The organism is Duganella sp. AC917, from assembly GCF_979258245.1.
The window spans coordinates 1,506,138-1,522,889 of the sequence record NZ_OZ409848.1; the positions used below are offsets into that span (position 1 = coordinate 1,506,138).

At 66.8% G+C, this 16,752-nt stretch carries 13 protein-coding genes; 4 read left to right on the forward strand and 9 right to left on the reverse strand.

Going from position 1 to position 16,752, the window contains the following annotated elements:
- Positions 1–90 precede the first annotated feature (90 nt).
- Positions 91–2,094 (reverse strand): TonB-dependent receptor, encoded by a 2,004-nt coding sequence (locus ACZ0BA_RS06720; protein ID WP_463450550.1) that lies wholly within the window; start codon positions 2,092–2,094, stop codon positions 91–93.
- A gap of 139 nt (positions 2,095–2,233) precedes the next feature.
- A complete protein-coding gene (locus tag ACZ0BA_RS06725) occupies positions 2,234–2,968 on the reverse strand; it encodes a PEPxxWA-CTERM sorting domain-containing protein (RefSeq protein ID WP_463450551.1) in 735 nt (244 codons plus the stop codon).
- A gap of 206 nt (positions 2,969–3,174) precedes the next feature.
- Here ACZ0BA_RS06725 and ACZ0BA_RS06730 point away from each other — a divergent pair, with 206 nt between their 5' ends.
- Positions 3,175–5,415, forward strand: coding sequence for a glycoside hydrolase family 3 N-terminal domain-containing protein (locus ACZ0BA_RS06730; protein ID WP_463450552.1), 2,241 nt, complete (start codon positions 3,175–3,177; stop codon positions 5,413–5,415).
- Positions 5,416–5,432: 17 nt separating this feature from the next.
- Here the strand turns inward: ACZ0BA_RS06730 and ACZ0BA_RS06735 are convergent, their stop codons facing one another.
- The 7 genes from ACZ0BA_RS06735 to ACZ0BA_RS06765 form a co-directional block, all read right to left on the reverse strand.
- Complete coding sequence (locus ACZ0BA_RS06735) at positions 5,433–7,322, reverse strand: putative bifunctional diguanylate cyclase/phosphodiesterase (RefSeq protein ID WP_463450553.1); 1,890 nt, start codon at positions 7,320–7,322, stop codon at positions 5,433–5,435.
- On the reverse strand, positions 7,319–7,822 hold the full coding sequence (locus tag ACZ0BA_RS06740) for a YfiR family protein (protein ID WP_463450554.1): 504 nt from the start codon (positions 7,820–7,822) through the stop codon (positions 7,319–7,321). The genes ACZ0BA_RS06735 and ACZ0BA_RS06740 overlap by 4 nt, the downstream gene beginning before the upstream one ends.
- Positions 7,812–9,836: a TonB-dependent receptor plug domain-containing protein gene (locus tag ACZ0BA_RS06745; protein ID WP_463450555.1), complete on the reverse strand. Its 2,025-nt coding sequence runs from the start codon at positions 9,834–9,836 to the stop codon at positions 7,812–7,814. Before ACZ0BA_RS06745 ends, ACZ0BA_RS06740 begins: the two co-directional genes overlap by 11 nt.
- Before the next feature lie 154 nt (positions 9,837–9,990).
- Positions 9,991–10,464, reverse strand: a complete 474-nt coding sequence (locus ACZ0BA_RS06750) for a carboxymuconolactone decarboxylase family protein (RefSeq protein WP_463450556.1) — start codon at positions 10,462–10,464, stop codon at positions 9,991–9,993.
- A gap of 86 nt (positions 10,465–10,550) precedes the next feature.
- Positions 10,551–11,423, reverse strand: coding sequence for an RNA polymerase sigma-70 factor (locus ACZ0BA_RS06755; RefSeq protein ID WP_463454716.1), 873 nt, complete (start codon positions 11,421–11,423; stop codon positions 10,551–10,553).
- Between the two features lie 111 nt (positions 11,424–11,534).
- A complete protein-coding gene (locus ACZ0BA_RS06760; protein ID WP_463450557.1) occupies positions 11,535–12,833 on the reverse strand; it encodes an MFS family transporter in 1,299 nt (432 codons plus the stop codon).
- Positions 12,834–12,962: 129 nt separating this feature from the next.
- Positions 12,963–13,700, reverse strand: a complete 738-nt coding sequence (locus tag ACZ0BA_RS06765; RefSeq protein ID WP_463450558.1) for a 4'-phosphopantetheinyl transferase family protein — start codon at positions 13,698–13,700, stop codon at positions 12,963–12,965.
- 158 nt (positions 13,701–13,858) lie between these two features.
- On the opposite strand from ACZ0BA_RS06765, the gene ACZ0BA_RS06770 reads away from it, so the two are divergent.
- The 3 genes from ACZ0BA_RS06770 (at position 13,859) to ACZ0BA_RS06780 (ending at position 16,751) form a co-directional block, all read left to right on the forward strand.
- Positions 13,859–14,713 carry a MipA/OmpV family protein gene (locus ACZ0BA_RS06770; protein WP_463450559.1) on the forward strand — a complete coding sequence of 285 codons (855 nt, stop codon included), beginning with the start codon at positions 13,859–13,861 and terminating at the stop codon, positions 14,711–14,713.
- 116 nt (positions 14,714–14,829) lie between these two features.
- Complete coding sequence (locus ACZ0BA_RS06775) at positions 14,830–16,299, forward strand: pilus assembly protein TadG-related protein (RefSeq protein ID WP_463450560.1); 1,470 nt, start codon at positions 14,830–14,832, stop codon at positions 16,297–16,299.
- The gene (locus tag ACZ0BA_RS06780) at positions 16,296–16,751 is read left to right on the forward strand and encodes a TadE/TadG family type IV pilus assembly protein (protein WP_463450561.1); all 456 of its coding nucleotides are present in this window, start codon (positions 16,296–16,298) and stop codon (positions 16,749–16,751) included. Before ACZ0BA_RS06775 ends, ACZ0BA_RS06780 begins: the two co-directional genes overlap by 4 nt.
- Position 16,752: the final 1 nt, after the last annotated feature.

Genomic DNA, 16,752 nt, shown 5'->3' on the forward strand with positions numbered 1-16,752 from the left:
ATCAATACCAATTCCAAATTCGACGCTTTCGATAGCAAAATTGATATCGGTCGGATGCGGAGAGGGATGCGGGACAGGACGGGGCGGCGGCTACCAGTCGCGCCGCACGCGCAGCATGGCGAACGGCTGCGTGCGGGTGAGGTTGTGCTCGACGAAATCGACGCCGCCCGCCAGCCGGTCGCCCGTATAGTGGGTGCGGTCGTAGCTGATGGTGCGGCTGGTGAGGTTGTTCAATTCCAAGGTCACCATCACGTTCGACGCCGGCCGGTAGTTGATGAAGGCGCGCGCCCAGCCGCTGCCGCTGCTGGTGGCGCGGTCGGCGATCTGCCAGCTGTCGTTGCTCCAGCCGTTGTCGACCGAAAAGCCCCAGGCGGTGCGCTGGCGCGGCAAGTCCTGCGAGAATTCGATGCGCCAGGCCAGCGGCTGCTCGCCGGACAGCCGGCGCGACTCCTGCGTGGTCGGATCGGTCACCGACGACGAACGCCAGGTGGTCGACAGTTTCAGCAGCCCCTGCGGCAGGGCCCAGTCGTCGGTCGGCAGGTTCAGCATGCCGGTGACGCTATCGGCGCTGGCGTCGCCGATATTGCCGGCAGCGTCATAGGAGGCGGTGGCCGAGCGCATCGGCATGCGGTCGATGACGTCGCTGATGTGCGATTGCGTGTAGCTCAGCACGGCGGTGCCCCGGTCCCAAAAACGGTATTCCAGCGCGCCTTCGCACAGCCAGGTCTTGGCCGGCACCAGCTCCGGGTAATCTTCCCGCAAGGTCTCGTCGGGAATGCCGAAATAGCCGGCGCCATCGCCAAAGTTGAGCTGGCTGACTTCGCGCTCGAGCCGCAGCCGCAACTGCAACGACGGCGTCGGCGACATCGTCAGCCGCAGCCGTGGTTTTGGGTAAAGACGGGACTTGGCATCGGGATGCCCGGCGCCCACGCTCAGGCTGGCGTGCGACACTTTCAGGCCGGCTTCGGCACTGAGGGAATTGTCGAGTTGCCAGGCGGACGACAACTGACCTTCGACCCGCTCCTCCTGCGCCCAGGCGCTGCCGGTCGGCACGGCGGCGGCGCCGGCGTTGGCCTGGTAGGTGTTGGCGCTGTCGTTGGTGTTGACGGCGCGTTCGATGCCGCCGCGCATCACGATGCCGTTCAAGGTCTGCCAGCTCAGTTGCGCGGCCAGTACGCGCTCGGTGGCATTGGTGCCCGTGACCGCGTACGAGGTGTGGCCGCTCGACGAGAACGACGACTCGGCGTCCGTCTCGGAGGTGCGGTACAGCGCCTTGAGATCGAGGCTGGTGCCGGGCGCCAGGTCGCGCGTATAGGCCAACCCTTGTTCGATGGTGCGTCCGGCGTTGTCGTTGCTATTGAGGGCGCCCGTGTCGGTGTCGAAGCGGGCCTGGGAGTGATAGGTCCAGGGATTGACGGCCCCGTTCCAGGTCAGTTGCCCGTCGAGCAGCTCTTGCCCGTAGTTCCACTTCGCCATCTTGTTGCCGGCCGTGCCGGCGCCGGCCATCGTCACCTCGGCGGCCGGCGTCTGGCCTGCGTACACCGTGGTCTTGCGTCCCTGGCCCTGCGCGGTGTCCGGCGAGCGCGTCCAGCCGAGCGTGAAGTTGATGCTCTTGTCGCCGCGCTTCAGGCTGTAGTTGCCTTCGAGCGAGGGCGTCAGGTCGCCGTCGGCCGTCAGATAGCTCGACGCCGTGGTGCTGGCCGATACCAGATCCATTTGCTTGAGCAGCAGGTTGGCGACCGTGGGGTAGCCCTGCATGTCGATGCCGCCGCCACCGCCGTTGATCACCTCGATGCGTTCGACCGCGGCCGCCGGAATGCGGCCCAGCACGTCGCCGAGCGGCTCGGTCTTCGATGCCGGGCGCTTGCCGTTGATCAGGACGTTGCCGGCGACGCCGCGCGACGGATTGCCGCCATCGAAGACGAAGCCGGGCAGCCGGGTTGCCATGTCCATCGCCGTGGTCGGCTGGAACTGCGAGAAATAGTCGGGCGGGAAGGACTGGGTGGGCGCGCCATCGGCTGCGACGGCCGGACCGGCTGCGGCGATGGCGCAGGCCAGCAGCAGGGCGGGGCGGGTAAATGGCGGACTTATCATTCCGATATTTTACCGCTATCCGCCGTTCCTACCTAGATGAAATCGTCCGCAAACCATGTCGCTTTTGTATGGCCGCTATGCGGCGGGGGAAAGATCCGCCTGGGTGATGTAAAACCACCACATTTTCCAGGCGGGGCGTTCACCGGCGGCGCCGGCGGGCCAGCGCGCCAACCAGGCCGAGTCCGCCGATCATCATCGCCGTGGTCGCCGGTTCCGGCACCGGCGTCACCTGCGCCGACAGTTCGCTTCTGAATTCAAGCGTGCCGTAGGTTTCTTCCGAGCCGGAACGCAACACCACGGACAGCGTGTCATAAACGTCGCCGGCGGCGGTGGAAAGGGAGCTGGTGTACCCGGTCGAGCCGCCGTTCAGATACAGCATTCCGATCGCTGTCAGGTTCGCCGAAGCATTGCCTCCGAGACCGTTCAGTTCGTTCAGGATTCCCCGGACCTCGAAGGTGATCTGCGTGTTCGGGGCGAGGACGAACGCCTCGACAGACGACGCGGCGATATTCGCGGAGCCGTGCCCGACAAAGAGCGTGGCGCTGCCGCTCGTTGGGCTGTAGCCGCCGGTCAGGGAACTGCCGCCGTCGCTGATGGCGAACTCCACCCTGCCGTAGGTGGCGCTGTCGGTGATGGTACTGCGTGGCGTGCCGAGGCCATACGGCGAGTCGTACGTGGATGCCGAGGCATTGATCGAGGAACCGTAAAAACTGATGCCCGGGTCGATGCCGTCGTCCGGCGTGAGGTCGACCAGCGTGTAGTCAAAATTATCGTAATACACCGACACCTGCGACTGCGCGGATGCGGGAGGGGCAAGGCACAATGCGGCGGCGAAGGATGCAGCGGCGGCCATGGTACGGGATAGCTGGATCATGATGAGCTCCAAGGAAAGAAGGCCGGCATCGGACGGCCGGCGCAGCACTCGGACTATAGGCACGGAAGCCGGCCGGACGTTTATCGCGGATCAACCGGATCGATGAGCCTGCAGGCAACCCAACGATGGCGGACATGGGTGTATATTTGCGGCTCAACTTTTTTGTATTTACCAACAGACACGGCACACGCCGGCAGGGAGACTGAATGAAACGGAACTGGATCGTAGGCTCGGCGGCAAGCACCTTGCTCGCATTGATCGTCAACGGCGCGTGGGCGGCCGAGGGCGCGGCCATCCCGGCGCGGGTCGAGGCGCTGCTGCGCCAGATGACGCTGGGCGAAAAGGTCGGCCAACTGAACCAGCTGTCGGACAAGCAATTCATCACCGGGCCGGAATCGGAGCTGCGCCGCAACCTAGAGAGCGATCTGCGCGCCGGCAAGGTCGGCTCGATGCTCAACGTCAAGGGCGCGGCCGATACGCGCGCGGTGCAGGCCATTGCCATGCAGTCGCGCCTGAAGATACCGCTGCTGTTCGGGCTCGACGTCATCCACGGCTACGACACCATCTTCCCGGTGCCGCTGGGCGAAGCGGCGTCATGGGACCTGGAGGCCATCGAGCAGTCGGCCCGCATCGCCGCGCGCGAGGCCTCGGCCGCCGGCATCCACTGGACCTTCGCGCCGATGGTCGACATCGGCCGCGATCCGCGCTGGGGCCGGGTCATGGAGGGCGCCGGCGAGGACGCCTTCCTCGGCAGCCGCATCGCCGAAGCGCGCGTGCGCGGCTTCCAGGGCGCCAAGCTGGGCGGCACCAGTTCGGTGATGGCCACCGCCAAGCATTTCGCCGCGTACGGCGCAGCCATCGCCGGACGCGACTACAACGCCGTCGACATGAGCGACCAATTGCTGTACGAAACCTACCTGCCGCCGTTCAAGGCCGCGCTCGACGCCGGCGCGGCGACGTTCATGAATTCGTTCAATACGCTCAACGGCGTGCCGGCCACCGGCAACGCCTTGCTGCAGCGGGACATCCTCAAAGGCGCCTGGGGCTTCAAGGGCTTTGTCGTCAGCGACTGGAACTCGATCGGCGAGATGGTCCCGCACGGCTACGCCGCCGACCTGACCGACGCCGCCGCCAAGGCGATCACCGCCGGCAGCGACATGGACATGGAGAGCAACGCCTACAGCGGGTCGCTGGCGCAACTGGTCGGCGCGGGCAAGGTCGACGTCAAGCTGGTGGATGACGCCGTGCGTCGCGTGCTGACCAAGAAATTCGAGCTCGGCCTGTTCGACGATCCTTACCGCTTCTCCGATCCGCAGCGTGAAAAGCAGGCCGTCAACGATCCGACGCACCGCGCCGCCGCGCGCTCGACGGCCGCCAAGTCGATTGTGCTACTCAAGAACGACGGCGGGGCGCTGCCGCTCAAACGGGGCGTGAAGTCGATCGCCGTCATCGGGCCATTGGCCGAGGCCCGTCGCGATCTGGAAGGCGGCTGGATCGTCAAGTCGAACGCGGAGCGCGTGGTCAACCTGGTCGACGCCATCCGCGCGCAGGCCGGATCGGGCACGCGCGTGAGCTTTGCCGCCGGTTGCGACATCGCCTGCGCCACCGATGACGGCTTCGCGGCAGCCGTGGCGGCCGCGCGCGACGCCGATGTCGTGGTGCTGGCCGTCGGCGAGTCGTGGGAGATGAGCGGCGAAGCCAAGTCGCGCGCCGATATCGGCCTGCCGGGACGCCAGGGGCAATTGTTCGCCGCGCTGAAGGCGGCCGGCAAGACGCCGGTGGTGGTGATCCTGGCCGGCCGCCCGCTGATCTTCGAGAACGTGGCCGAGCAGGCCAAGGCCATCCTGTACGCGTGGCTGCCGGGCAGCGAGGGCGGCAACGCCATCGCCGACGTGCTGTTTGGCGCCGTCAACCCGTCGGCCAGGCTGCCGATGACCTTCCCGCGCCATCAGGGCCAGATTCCGATCACCTACCAGCAATACCAGACCGGCCGCCCGGTGACCGATCCGCGCGATGTGCTCTACAAGTCCAGCTACATCGATATGCCCAACACCCCGCGCTACGCCTTCGGCCATGGCCTGAGCTACACCACGTTCGCGTACCGCGACGTCAAGCTGAGCCAGAACGCCATCAAGGCCGACGGCAAGCTTACCTTGTCGTTCACCTTGGCGAACACCGGCGCTGTGGCGGGCACCGAGATCGTGCAGCTGTACCTGCGCGATCCGGTCGCGTCCACCGTGCGCCCGGTGCAGGAGCTCAAGGGCTTCCAGAAGGTCGTGCTGGCGCCGGGGCAGCAGCAACAAGTCAGCTTCACGCTGAACCGCGACAGCCTGGCGTTCTTCAACCGCAAGCTGCAATGGGTGGCCGAGCCGGGCAAGTTCGAGCTGATGGTGGGCGCCGGATCGGACGACATCCGCCTGCGCACCACCATTGAGTTGACCGAATGACGCGCATCGCGCGGCGGCTAGCGGCCGCTTGGCGCCGGATCTGGGCTGCGGAAATAGCGCTCGGCTAATTCCTCCGGCGGCATCGGTTTGCCAAGCAGGAAACCTTGGACGATGTCGCAGCCCGCCTCGCGCAGCCAGTCCAGCTGCGCCTGCTCCTCGACGCCTTCGGCCACGACCGACAAGCCGAAGCCGCGCGCCAGCGCCAGGATGGCGTGGACGATGGTTTCACCACGTTTGGGCAGCACTTGCACGAAACTGCGGTCGACCTTGAGCTGGTTGATCGGGAAGCACTGCAAGTACGCCAGCGACGAGTAGCCGGTGCCGAAATCGTCAATCGCCAGCCGCACGCCCAGCGCGCGCACCGCCTGCATGAAGCCGATGGCGCCGTCGACGTCCTCCATCAGCACGCTCTCGGTCAGCTCCAGTTCGAGCCGTTCCGGCGCCAGGCCGCTGCCGGACAGGGCGCGCGTCACATCGTCGATGAAGCACGGCTCGCGCAGCTGGCGGGCCGACATGTTGACCGCCAACGACAACGCCGGCGCGCCGGCGCGCTGCCAAGCGGCGACCTGCTCGCACGCGCGTCGCAGCACCCACCGTCCCAGCGGAACGATCAAGCCGCTGTCCTCGGCGATGGGAATGAATTCGGCCGGCGACACGGCGCCGTGGTCCGGATGGTTCCAGCGCAGCAGCGCCTCGACCCCGACCAGCGCGCCGTCGGCGCAGCCGAATTGCGGCTGGTAGTGCACGCTGAGCCGGTCCTGCTCGATAGCGCGGCGCAGTTCGCGTTCGAGCGCGGCGCGGCGCTGGGTGGCGGCGGTCATGGCCGGCACGAACTCGGCGAGCCGGTTGCGCCCGCCGTGCTTGGCGTGGTACAGCGCGGTGTCGGCGCTGCTCATCAACTCGTCCATCGTGCCCGCGTCGTCCGGATACAGGCAGAAACCCACGCTGGCGGTGGCGAAGAACTCGCCGACCTTGAGCTGGAACGGCGATTGCAGCGCCCGCGTCACGCCGGCGGCCAGCGCCAGCGCGGCGGCGCGGTCGGGTACAGGGCCGGCGATGATGGCGAACTCGTCGCCGCCGATGCGTCCCACCAGGTCGCCCGCGCGCACGGCGCCGGTCAGCGCCTCGGCCACATGCTGCAGCAGTTCGTCGCCGATGGCGTGGCCGGCGGTGTCGTTGACCAGCTTGAAGTTGTCGAGGTCGACCAGCAGCAGCGCCAGTTGCTGCCCGGCCGCGTGCGCGCGCTCGAGGTCGGCGCCAAGGCGGGCGTAGGTGGCGTGGCGGTTGGGCAGGCGCGTGACGTGGTCGGTGTGCGCCATGTAGTCGAGTTTGCGCTCGGCGGCGGCCACGCGGGCCCGGGTCTTGCGGCTCAGCACCGCCACCACCAGCATGGCCAGCAGCGAAGCCACCGCCAGCAGGCCCAGGTAGCGCAGCAGCACCGCGCGCAGCTTGGCGGTGCTGGTGTGCAGCACCGTGCGGCCCAGCGTCGCATCGCGGTGGCGCACGGTGTCGGTCACGGTGATCATGCCGTCCGGTTCGGCGTCGTCAGGCGGTTGTCGCGCCGGCAGGCGGCTGTCGGGATAGGAAAACTCGGCAAACAACCTGCCGTCGCTGTCGTAGACGCCGACGGCGCGCAGGCCGGGCGCGTAACGGAACGCGCGCAACGCATCGCGGGCGGCGTCGCGGTCGCCGAACATCAGCGGCGCGGTCACGCTGTCGGCCACGATCGCCGCCTGCACCCGGGCGCCTTCGATCAGCGACTGGCGCATGTCGAGCAGTTGATAGGCGATCAGCACGGCGCCGGCGACCACCAGCGCGGCGGCGGCCGCGATGATCTGGCCGGTGCCGAGCGCGCTGGAGATCGGCGCCGGGGCGAGGGCGCGCTGGTGCTTCATTTCGCGCTTCATCGGACGTTCCTTGCCAGCCGCAGCAGGCGGGAACTGAACCGCAGGCCGGCGCGCGCCGCTTCCGCGTTATCGATGTCGAAGCGCAGGTGCTGGTCCTCCTCGACCAGCGCGACGGCGCCGGCGTAGCCATTTTTAGGCTCGTCGACAATGGCGAGGGTACCGCCGACGGCGGCCGGGCGGCTGGCGCCGGCGCGCAGCACGGCGACGTCGCACTGTGTTCCCGGTCCCGGTTCGAGCACGTTCAGCTTGCGCTCGCCGACCGGCTTGCCCTGCAGCTTGCGCAGGCTGTCCCACAGCGCATGCGCGCTACTCAGGCACACTGTCAACGGGCGTGTCGTTTCGGCGCCGGGCCAGGTGGTGAACTGGGCGATGTTGTAGACGTATGCCGCCTTGAGCGCGGCGTCGTCGGACTGCGCCCATCCGGCCCGCGCCAGCACCAGCAGCGACAGCGCCGTGCACCACAACAGCAGCAGTTTCATGGCGTGCGGTTCAGAATGCATAACCGATCTTGGCGGTGACGGTGCGCCCCTCGCGGCTGACCGATTCCTGCACGAAGGCCGGGCCGGCCGGGTCCGCATAGGCGCGATTGGCGGCGTTGTAGAAGCTGATCGACCAATCGAGTTCGCCCGGACCCCGGCGCGTCGGCACCAGGGTCAGATTCCAGGTGCAATAGCCGGCGGTGGCGGCCTTCGCGGTCAGGCGGCCCGACATGCACTGGCCCTCGACGCCGAGCCTGGCCGTGTCGTCGGTCCCCGGCAGCGGCCAGGTGGCGTTGAGCTTGGCCAGGTGGCGCGGTGAATTGACCAGCCGGGCGCCGCCGCCGTCGCGCACATGTTGCCAGGCGTAGTTGGCGCGCAGCCGGGTGCCGCCCGCGTACAGGCGCTCGCCGGCCAGCTCGATGCCGTTTGCCGAGGCGCGCTCGGTGTTGTCGAACACCAGCAGGCCGTCCTCGCGCAAGGTTTGGGTGATCAGGCCGGAGATGCGGTAGTGGAACGTCGACAGCGACAATTTGCTGTAGGCGTCCGGACGGCGCTCCCACACCATTTCGTAGGTGGAAATCTCCTCCGCGCGCAGGTTCGGGTTGGCCGCCTGGCCACCTTCGCCCACGCCGACTGCGTAGTACGACTCGTAGGCGTTGGGCGAGCGGTAGGCGGTGCCGTAAATCAGTTTCAGCGTGTCCGCCGCGGTGCCTTGCCAGATCAGCGCCGTGCGCGGGTTGAAACGGGTGCCGGTGATGCTGTCGCGGTCGAAGCGCAGGCCGGCGTTGACGATCACCGTTTGCGTCAGGCGCATCTCGTCTTCGACGTAGGCGCCCAGGCGATTGTCGGCGCGGCGGTCGTCCAGCAGCTGTTGGTACGGATCGGGGTCGAAGTTGAACTGGTCGCGCCGGGCATTGCGCTGGAAGTCCAGGCCTGTGACCAGTTTGTGTCCGCGCAGCCCGGTGTACGTGGCGTTGGCGTTCAGGCCGTACCAGGCGGCGTGGTCGCCGTCGACATTGACGCGCGCGACGCCCTGGTCGTTGGGGTAGCTGCCCACGCCGAGGTAATCGGCGCGGCCCCAGTCGAGCCGCGTCGATACGGCGAGCGTGTCGGTGGGCGCGGCGTTGAAGGAGGCGCTGGCGAAGCTTTGCGCGTCGCGCGTGTAGTTGGGCGTATTGAACACGGCGCCGAAGGAGGCCGTCGGCACGCCCTTGACGCGGGTGATATGGCCGGCGCTGAAGCCCCAGCCGTCGCGGCTGGCCTTGAAGAAGGCGCCCCGCGTGCGCTGGTAGTCCAGTCCTTCGGCCACGCCGTTGTTCTGCTCCGGGGTATCGAATTCGGCGGCGTACAGCGCGCCGCCGCGCCGCGTGGATGCGTTGACCGACACCAGCACGTCGGTGCCGTCCTGGGCGTGATAGCCGTAGCTGGCGCGTCCGCGCCGCTCGCCCTTGCTGCCGGTCGACAGCGTGCCCTGGGGGCCGGCCATGGCGCTGCCGGTCTTGGTGATGACATTGATGACGCCGAACAGCGCGTTCGAGCCATAGACGGCGGCGCCGGGACCTGGCACGTATTCGATGCGCTCGACCAGGTCCATGTCGACCAGGCTGTCGCCGCCGATGGAGGCCTGGTCGTACACGCTGTCGTTGACGCGCACGCCGTCGATCAGCAGCAGGAAGCGGCTGTCGTAGTCGCCCGGCCGCAGAAAGCCGCGTGCGCCGAGGTAGTCGTAGTTGCGGTCGCTGGAGACGTACAGGCCGGGCAGGGTGGCCAGGGCGGCCCCCAGGGTGCGCCAGCCGTGCTCGCGGACGTCCTGCGACGTCAGCACCGAGACCGCCGACGGCGCCTCGCTGACGCGCTGGGCGAAGCGGGAGGCGGAGGTCACCATGGTGACCTCCATCAGGCTCTCCAGCGGAAGGGTGCTCAGTTCGTCGGATGGGGAGATGTCGGTGGCCTGCGCCTGGCTCTGCTGCGGGGCAAAGGCAAGAAACAGCGCAACGCCGATTGAAAACGGTGCACGGCGATCAGATTGGTTCACGATAAAAGCTCGAATATTGATATGTAGAAAGTATGTTACTCCTTGTTACGCAAAAAATCGCGCTTCTTTAACAATTTGAAAACGTTCCTGTGCGCTGTTGCAACAGTGCGCCGCCGAGGGTAGCCCGCACCCCGACAGACGGACGCGACGGAGCCTAGAATCCGGGCGCCGGAACCTCGGGGATTTGATTATGCAAACTGGCGTTGATCACGTTCCAACCACGAATGACCGCGATCGCATAGCTCAGCTCGGCAATCGCGGTGTCGTTGAAATGCTCCTTGAGCAGCCCGAAATCGGCATCGCCGGGCTGTTTATGCGGCAGCGCGTTGACGGCCTCGGCCCAGTTGAGGGCGGCGCGTTCGCTGTCGCTGAAGAACGTCGCGGGCGCCTCGCGCCAGCCGGCGATCGCGTTCAGGTGGCGCGGGTCGGCACCTTGTTTGATCAGGTCGCGCCAGTGCATATCGACGCACACGCCGCAGCCGTTAATTTGCGACACGCGCAGGTTGACCAGTTCGACCAGGCGCACGCCGAGCGAGCTTTTCTTGACCGACGCCGACAGCGCGATCATGGCGTGCAGATTGGCCGGGGCGACCGAGTAAAACGAGGAAATGCGGGCGGTTTGCGTCATGATGATGCCTTTCAGAAGAAGGAGGGCGCACCACTGCGCCGCTCATACCCTGTTAGACGGGCCGCGCCTGGCGGCTGTGACAGCTTTTAGAAAATAGTGTGCGGTATTGCCGCCAGCTTGTCCGGGTTGCGCACCACCATAACTGTCACGATGCGGCCGTCCTCGATCACAAACGACTGTGCCGATTCCAGCTTGCCCTCGACATAGCGCAGCAATCCGGGCTCGCCGTTGACCCTGGCCTGACGGTAGGCGACATGACGCGGATACTGATGTTCCAGCGACCAGAACACGCCCGCCACGCGGCCGGCGCCGCGCAGGATGCGCAGGAACGATTTAATCTTGCCGCCGCCGTCGGACACCAGTTGCACGTCGTCGGCCAGCATGGTCTTCATGGCCGCGCGGTCGCCGGCCTGGGCGGCGGCCATGAAGCGTCCCAGCAGCGCGCGGTGGGTGTCCCTGGGCACGTCGAAGCGCGGGAGTTGCTGGCGCAGGCGCTCCTGGGCGCGGTGCACCATCTGGCGGCAGGCTGCTTCGCTCTTGCCCAGCATGTCGGCGATGTCGGCGTAGTCGTGATCGAATACTTGCCGCATCAGGAAGGCGGCGCGCTCCTCGGGCGAGAGGCGCTCGAGCACCCATAAAAAAGCCATGGAGACCTCGCTGGCCATCTCGGCGCTGCTTTCGGGCGTGCGCTCGTCGAGCTCGACGACCGGCTCGGGCAGCCACCAGCCGACATAGGTGTCGCGCTCGGCCTGGCGCGCGCGCAGCCGGTCGATGGCCAGGCGGGTGGTGAGGGTGACGATCCAGGCCTCGGCCGATCGCACCGCTTGCTGGTCGCTGCCGTGCCAGCGCAGCCAGGCGTCCTGCACCACGTCCTCGGCGTCGGCCCGCACGCCAAGCATGCGGTAGGCGATGGCGAACAGGCGGGGTCTGAGGGTGGTGAAGGCGGCGGCGTCGGTCATGGTGTCGGCAAAAGAGGTGGTCTTGCCTGCTAGACGCGCGGGCTGCGCGGTTTGTGACATCCTACCGTAATTGCCGGCCATGCCGGCCATGCCGGCCGACATGTCCGGGCTTCAGTGATCCGTATGCAGATACGACGGCGTTTTCGGCAGGCGCATGCTGAACAGGAAGGCGACCACCATCATGACGGTGACGTAGATGAAGAACCAGTTCTCGTGGCCGAGGTTCTTGAAACTGAGACCGACGAACTCGGCCGAACCGCCGAAGATGGCGTTGGCGATGGCGTAGGAGAATCCGACACCCAGCGCGCGCACTTCCGGCGGGAACATTTCGGCCTTGACCAGGCCGCCGATGGAGGTGTACAGGCTGATGATCGCCAGCGCCACCGTGATCAGGGCAAAGGCGATGTACGGGCTGGTGTTGCCGCGCAGGATGGCCAGGATCGGGTAGGTCGCCAGCGCGCCCAGCGCGCCGAATAGCATCATCGAATGGCGCCGGCCGATGCGGTCGGCCAGCGTGCCGAACAGCGGTTGCATGCACATGTACAGGAATAGCGCGCCGGTCATCACCACGCTGGCCGTCTTGGCCGGCATGCCGGAGGTGTTGACCAGGTACTTTTGCATGTAGGTGGTGAAGGTGTAGAAGATCAGCGAACCGCCGGCGGTGTAGCCGAGCACGGTGATGAAGGCGGCGCGGTGGTTCTTGAAGATGCCCGCCAGCGTGCCGGCGTCCTTGTTCTTGCTGTCCTCCGGCTTGATGGTCTCGTGCAGGGTGCGGCGCAGCATCAGCGAGACCACGGCGGCGATGGCGCCGATCACGAACGGGATGCGCCAGCCCCAGGCCTTCAGTTCGGCGTCGTTGAGGAACTGCTCCAGCACCACCACCGTGAGCACCGCCAGCAACTGGCCGCCGATCAGGGTCACATATTGGAACGACGAGAAGAAGCCGCGCTGCCCGCGCAGCGCCACTTCGCTCATGTAGGTGGCGGTGGTGCCGTACTCGCCGCCCACCGACAGGCCCTGGAACATGCGGATGATCAGCAGCAGGATCGGCGCGGCCACGCCGATGGTGGCGTAGGTCGGCAGCACCGCGATCGCCAGCGAGCCGCCACACATCATCAGCACGGAAATGACCATCGACTTCTTGCGGCCGACGCGGTCGGCGATGCGGCCGAACATCCAGCCGCCGATCGGGCGCATCAGGAAGCCCACCGCGAAGACCGCAGCCGCCTTCAGGAACTCGGCGGTTGAGTTGCCGCTGGGGAAGAACTGGCTGGCGAAGTAGATCGAGGCGAACGAGTAGACATAAAAGTCGAACCATTCGACCAGATTGCCGGACGAGGCGCTGATGATGGCGAATACCCGCTTGCGTTTTTCTTCGGCGGTGTAGTGGGGTTGGTCAGTGGCGCTCATGGGGTTCCTTGCGAAAATGTTGAATGCTTTATCTGCGGCGCAGTATCGACGAGGCCGCAATATGGTGTGCGATTGTAAAGTATCCGGACTGAATCCGCCGGCACGTTGGCAGGCGCCCGGCCCTGGTGGCTAAGCATGTCCGGTTTCGCGGCGCCAAAGGCACAGGGTGGCGATGTGGGTAACGTCGAGGATTTTGAAGCGGATATCGCAGCGCATGCCGGGCCGCAAGCGCGGCGTGAGGTCTTCGCACACGCGAAAGCGCATGCGCTGCGTGGACAGATCGATGTGCTCGAGTTCGATCGCGTCGAAGTTGAAGTAGCGCCGTACCTCGCCATGCACGGCTTTGAAGAAGCTCTCCTTGGCGGAAAAAAGCAGTGTCAAGGGGACGTTGGCGCCTAGCGTGTCGTCAAACCCGGCCAGATAGCGCAGTTCGCCCTCGTTGGCGACGATGGCGCGCACTTCCTGCGCGCCCTGGCCGCCAAGGATGGTCTCGATATCGATGCCCACGCCGTGATAGCCCAGGGAGACGGGCAGCACCACGGCCGCCGCCATGTCGGCCGCGTGCGTGATGCTGCCGATCAGACCTGCCGGCCAGAGCGGTTCACGCATCGGGCCGGTGCCGATTTGGGGGGGATCCCGACGCAGCGGCGCCATCGCCGATCGCGCGCACAATCGGCCGTAAAAGAACTCCTTCTGCCGCTTGGGCAAGGCGGCGGCGATGTGGGCGGGATAGTCGATACCGGCCGAACGGAAGCTCCCGGCGTCGATAGGCGCCGGCTGGAAGCGGATACACGTGACGGGGACCGCCGTCGCGCTGTCGATGGGCCAATCCACTAAATACAGATGCTCTTGCAATAAAACGCTCATTCGGATGAACCTGCTGGGGGCGGTGCGTGATCTTACCGGATATTGCCGGAGGGCTGGCCGTGCCGGTACGGGGATGGGCATGGTATCGTGTTCGTTTTTACATCACCGCATAACGTCGAAGGAAGTCCCATGTATCGCAACCCTCTCGGAGTACAACCATGACGCTCCGCGTTCGGGCAAGTAGCGCGCTGGCGCCGTTGATGCTGCTGGCGCTGGCCGCGCCGGCCGGCGCCCAGCAGCTGGCGCCGATGCCGGATCCCGATTTGCCATTGTGGGAGGTCGGCCTGTTCGGCGGCGCCGCGTCAACGCCAGCCTATCCCGGCTCCGAAGACCGCTCCACCCGCGCGCTGGTGCTGCCCATGCTGATCTACCGTGGCAAGGTGCTGCGCGCCGACCGTTCCGGCGTGGGCGCGCGCCTGATTAATACCGAACGCGTCGAGTTGGACGTCGGTTTCGCGCTGTCGCTGCCGGCGCGCTCGGACGATGTCGCCGTGCGCGCCGGCATGCCGGATTTGCGTTCGCTGCTCGAATTCGGCCCGCGCCTGAAGGTGTTGCTGGCCGAGCCCACGGCAACCAGCCGCGTGCGCCTGGAGCTGCCGCTGCGGGTGCCCGTCGAGCTCAAAAGCGGGTTCCGTCGCCAGGGGCTGGTGTTCGAGCCGCGCCTGGTGGCCGAGGCCGGCGACGCCACTGGCAAGTGGCAGGCCGACGCCAATGTCGGCGCGGTATTCGGCAGCGCGCGCCTGCATCGGTATTTTTATGAGGTCGAGCCGCAGTACGCGACGGCGACCCGACCGGTCTACCACGCCTCGGGCGGGCTCATGATGACCAGGCTCGGGCTGAGCCTGTCGCGCCGGCTGTCGCCGGATTGGCGCGTGTTCGGTTTCACCCGCTACGACAATTACAGCCACGCGAGCAACCGCGACAGCCCGCTGTTCCTGCGCAACAGCGGGCTGTCAGTCGGCGCCGGCTTCACATGGACCATCCATCGCTCGGCGGCGCGGGCGTGGGAGTAAGCCGCTAACCAACCCGGTAAATCAGTGTCGCGTTTTCTTGTTGCTCGTCAACTTCCCGGTTTAATTGCCTCGCTACAATAGTCTCTCCACCATGGATCACGGCCGGAGGCAAATGTATGGAGCAGGGCAGCAACCTCAGGAAACGGCAGCAAGGCGCCATCGCCATCGTCTTCGGGCTGATGCTCGCCTGCCTGGTGGGATTTGTCGGCATCGGGCTCGATCTCGGACGGGTGTACAACCGCCGCGCGGAGTTGCAGGCGGTGGCCAATGTGGCGGCGCTGACGGCGGCGCGCCAGCTTAACGGCACGCTGGCCGGCGTCAACAATGCCACGGCCCAGGCGCTGGTGGCAATGAATGCGCTCAAGTATCAATACAATCAGCACGCCATTGCTTGGGGCGATCAGGCGCTGTCGTTCAGCGCGTCGCCCAACGGCGGCTGGGTCGACGCCAGCACGGCCCGCAGTGCTCCCAATGGCCTGACCTACGCGCGCGCGGTCACCGGCAATCTGGACGCTGCAATGGGGCATGTCGAGCTGTTTTTCATGCGCGTGCTGTCCGGGTCGTTCTCGGCGATGGACGTTTCCTTGACGGCGGTGGCGGGGCGCTCGACGATCGACGTCGTGCCGCTGGCGGTGTGCGCGCTGTCCAACAGCGAGGCGGCCCCGCGCGCCAATGCGGGACCGCCCGCCAACGTCGAACTGGTGCAGTACGGCTTCCGGCGCGGCGTCGCCTACAACCTGATGCAACTTAATCCCAACGGCACGGCCGCCGAGAACTTCGTCATCGACCCGTTTTCGCCGCCCGGCGTGGCCGGCGCGGCGGCCAACGTCGCGCCGGCCACGGTCGGTCCCTATGTCTGTGCCGGGCAACTGGCGATGCCGCGCGTGACCGGCGGCACCCTCAGGGTCGGCCGTCCGTTCCCGCTGGCGTCGCTGTTCAACCAGCTCAATTCGCGCTTCGACCTCTACCTGGGCGGGCTATGCACCTATGCCACCGCGCCCCCCGACACCAATATCCGGCAGTACACGTTCGGGGCCGCCGCCAGCGGCACGCCCTGGATGAGCGTGGCGCCTGCGGGCCAGGTTGCGCAAGCGAGCACCGCCAGCGGCAAGTTGTGGACCGTTGCCGATCCGCTGCCGCAGCCAGCCGGCACCACCGGCCCGATGTACGGCCCGCTGTGGGCCTACGCCAGGGCGGTGCAATACAGCTCGTATGTCGCGGGGGCGTCCGAGCCCGCCGCAGGCTATACGCCGTTCGTCACCTCCGCCTGGAGTTCGCTGTACGGGCCGTCGGCGCCGACGGCCGCCGCGTCGTACCCGGGCGGCAGCTCGACCCCCTACAAGAACGCGAGCGGCGTCAACCTCCAGGCGCCGCCGCTGGCGCGCAGGGGCGTGGCGGGCCGCCGCGTGTTGAACGTCGCGCTGCTGTCCTGTCCGGTGCCCGCCGGCGCGCTGTCGACGGCCACGGTGCTTGGCATCGGCAAGTTTCTGATGACGGTGCCGGCCACCGCCACCAGCGTCTACGCCGAGTTCGGCGGATTGGTGGCCGAGCAATCGTTGGGCGGTGCGGTGGAGCTCTATCCATGAGGCGCGCCGACCAGGGCGGCGTCCGGCGCCAGCGCGGCATCGCCGCCGTCGAACTGGCCATCGTCCTGCCGGTGCTGGTGCTGCTGTTGGCGTTTCCCCTGTATCTGGGCCGGGTCTTCTGGCACTACACCGCGCTCCAGTACGCGGCGCAGGACGCCGCGCGCTATTTGTCGAAGGCGCCCGTCAGCGAGATGGGCAACCCGACACGGGGGGCGGCGGTGACAGCTGTTGCGGAGGCGATCGTGGCGCAGGAACTGGCCGAGCTGGCGCCGGGTTCCTTCCCCTACGCGCTTGTGATCACCTGCGATGGCACGGCGTGCGTGGGCTTCGCCACGCCGGCGGTGGTGCGGGTCAATATCACCTTGTTCATGGAAGATATCTTCTTCGCCAGCTATACGCAACTAAACCTGCGATTGGTTGCCGATGTTACCCACCCCTACCTGGGGAGATGAC

Coding starts and splice junctions, on each gene's coding strand:
- ACZ0BA_RS06720 (WP_463450550.1), bottom strand. CDS start 2,094: ATGATAAGTCCGCCATTTACCCGCCCCGCCCTGCTGCTGGCCTGCGCC.
- ACZ0BA_RS06725 (WP_463450551.1), bottom strand. CDS start 2,968: ATGATCCAGCTATCCCGTACCATGGCCGCCGCTGCATCCTTCGCCGCC.
- ACZ0BA_RS06730 (WP_463450552.1), top strand. CDS start 3,175: ATGAAACGGAACTGGATCGTAGGCTCGGCGGCAAGCACCTTGCTCGCA.
- ACZ0BA_RS06735 (WP_463450553.1), bottom strand. CDS start 7,322: ATGAAGCGCGAAATGAAGCACCAGCGCGCCCTCGCCCCGGCGCCGATC.
- ACZ0BA_RS06740 (WP_463450554.1), bottom strand. CDS start 7,822: ATGCATTCTGAACCGCACGCCATGAAACTGCTGCTGTTGTGGTGCACG.
- ACZ0BA_RS06750 (WP_463450556.1), bottom strand. CDS start 10,464: ATGACGCAAACCGCCCGCATTTCCTCGTTTTACTCGGTCGCCCCGGCC.
- ACZ0BA_RS06755 (WP_463454716.1), bottom strand. CDS start 11,423: ATGACCGACGCCGCCGCCTTCACCACCCTCAGACCCCGCCTGTTCGCC.
- ACZ0BA_RS06760 (WP_463450557.1), bottom strand. CDS start 12,833: ATGAGCGCCACTGACCAACCCCACTACACCGCCGAAGAAAAACGCAAG.
- ACZ0BA_RS06765 (WP_463450558.1), bottom strand. CDS start 13,700: ATGAGCGTTTTATTGCAAGAGCATCTGTATTTAGTGGATTGGCCCATC.
- ACZ0BA_RS06770 (WP_463450559.1), top strand. CDS start 13,859: ATGACGCTCCGCGTTCGGGCAAGTAGCGCGCTGGCGCCGTTGATGCTG.
- ACZ0BA_RS06775 (WP_463450560.1), top strand. CDS start 14,830: ATGGAGCAGGGCAGCAACCTCAGGAAACGGCAGCAAGGCGCCATCGCC.
- ACZ0BA_RS06780 (WP_463450561.1), top strand. CDS start 16,296: ATGAGGCGCGCCGACCAGGGCGGCGTCCGGCGCCAGCGCGGCATCGCC.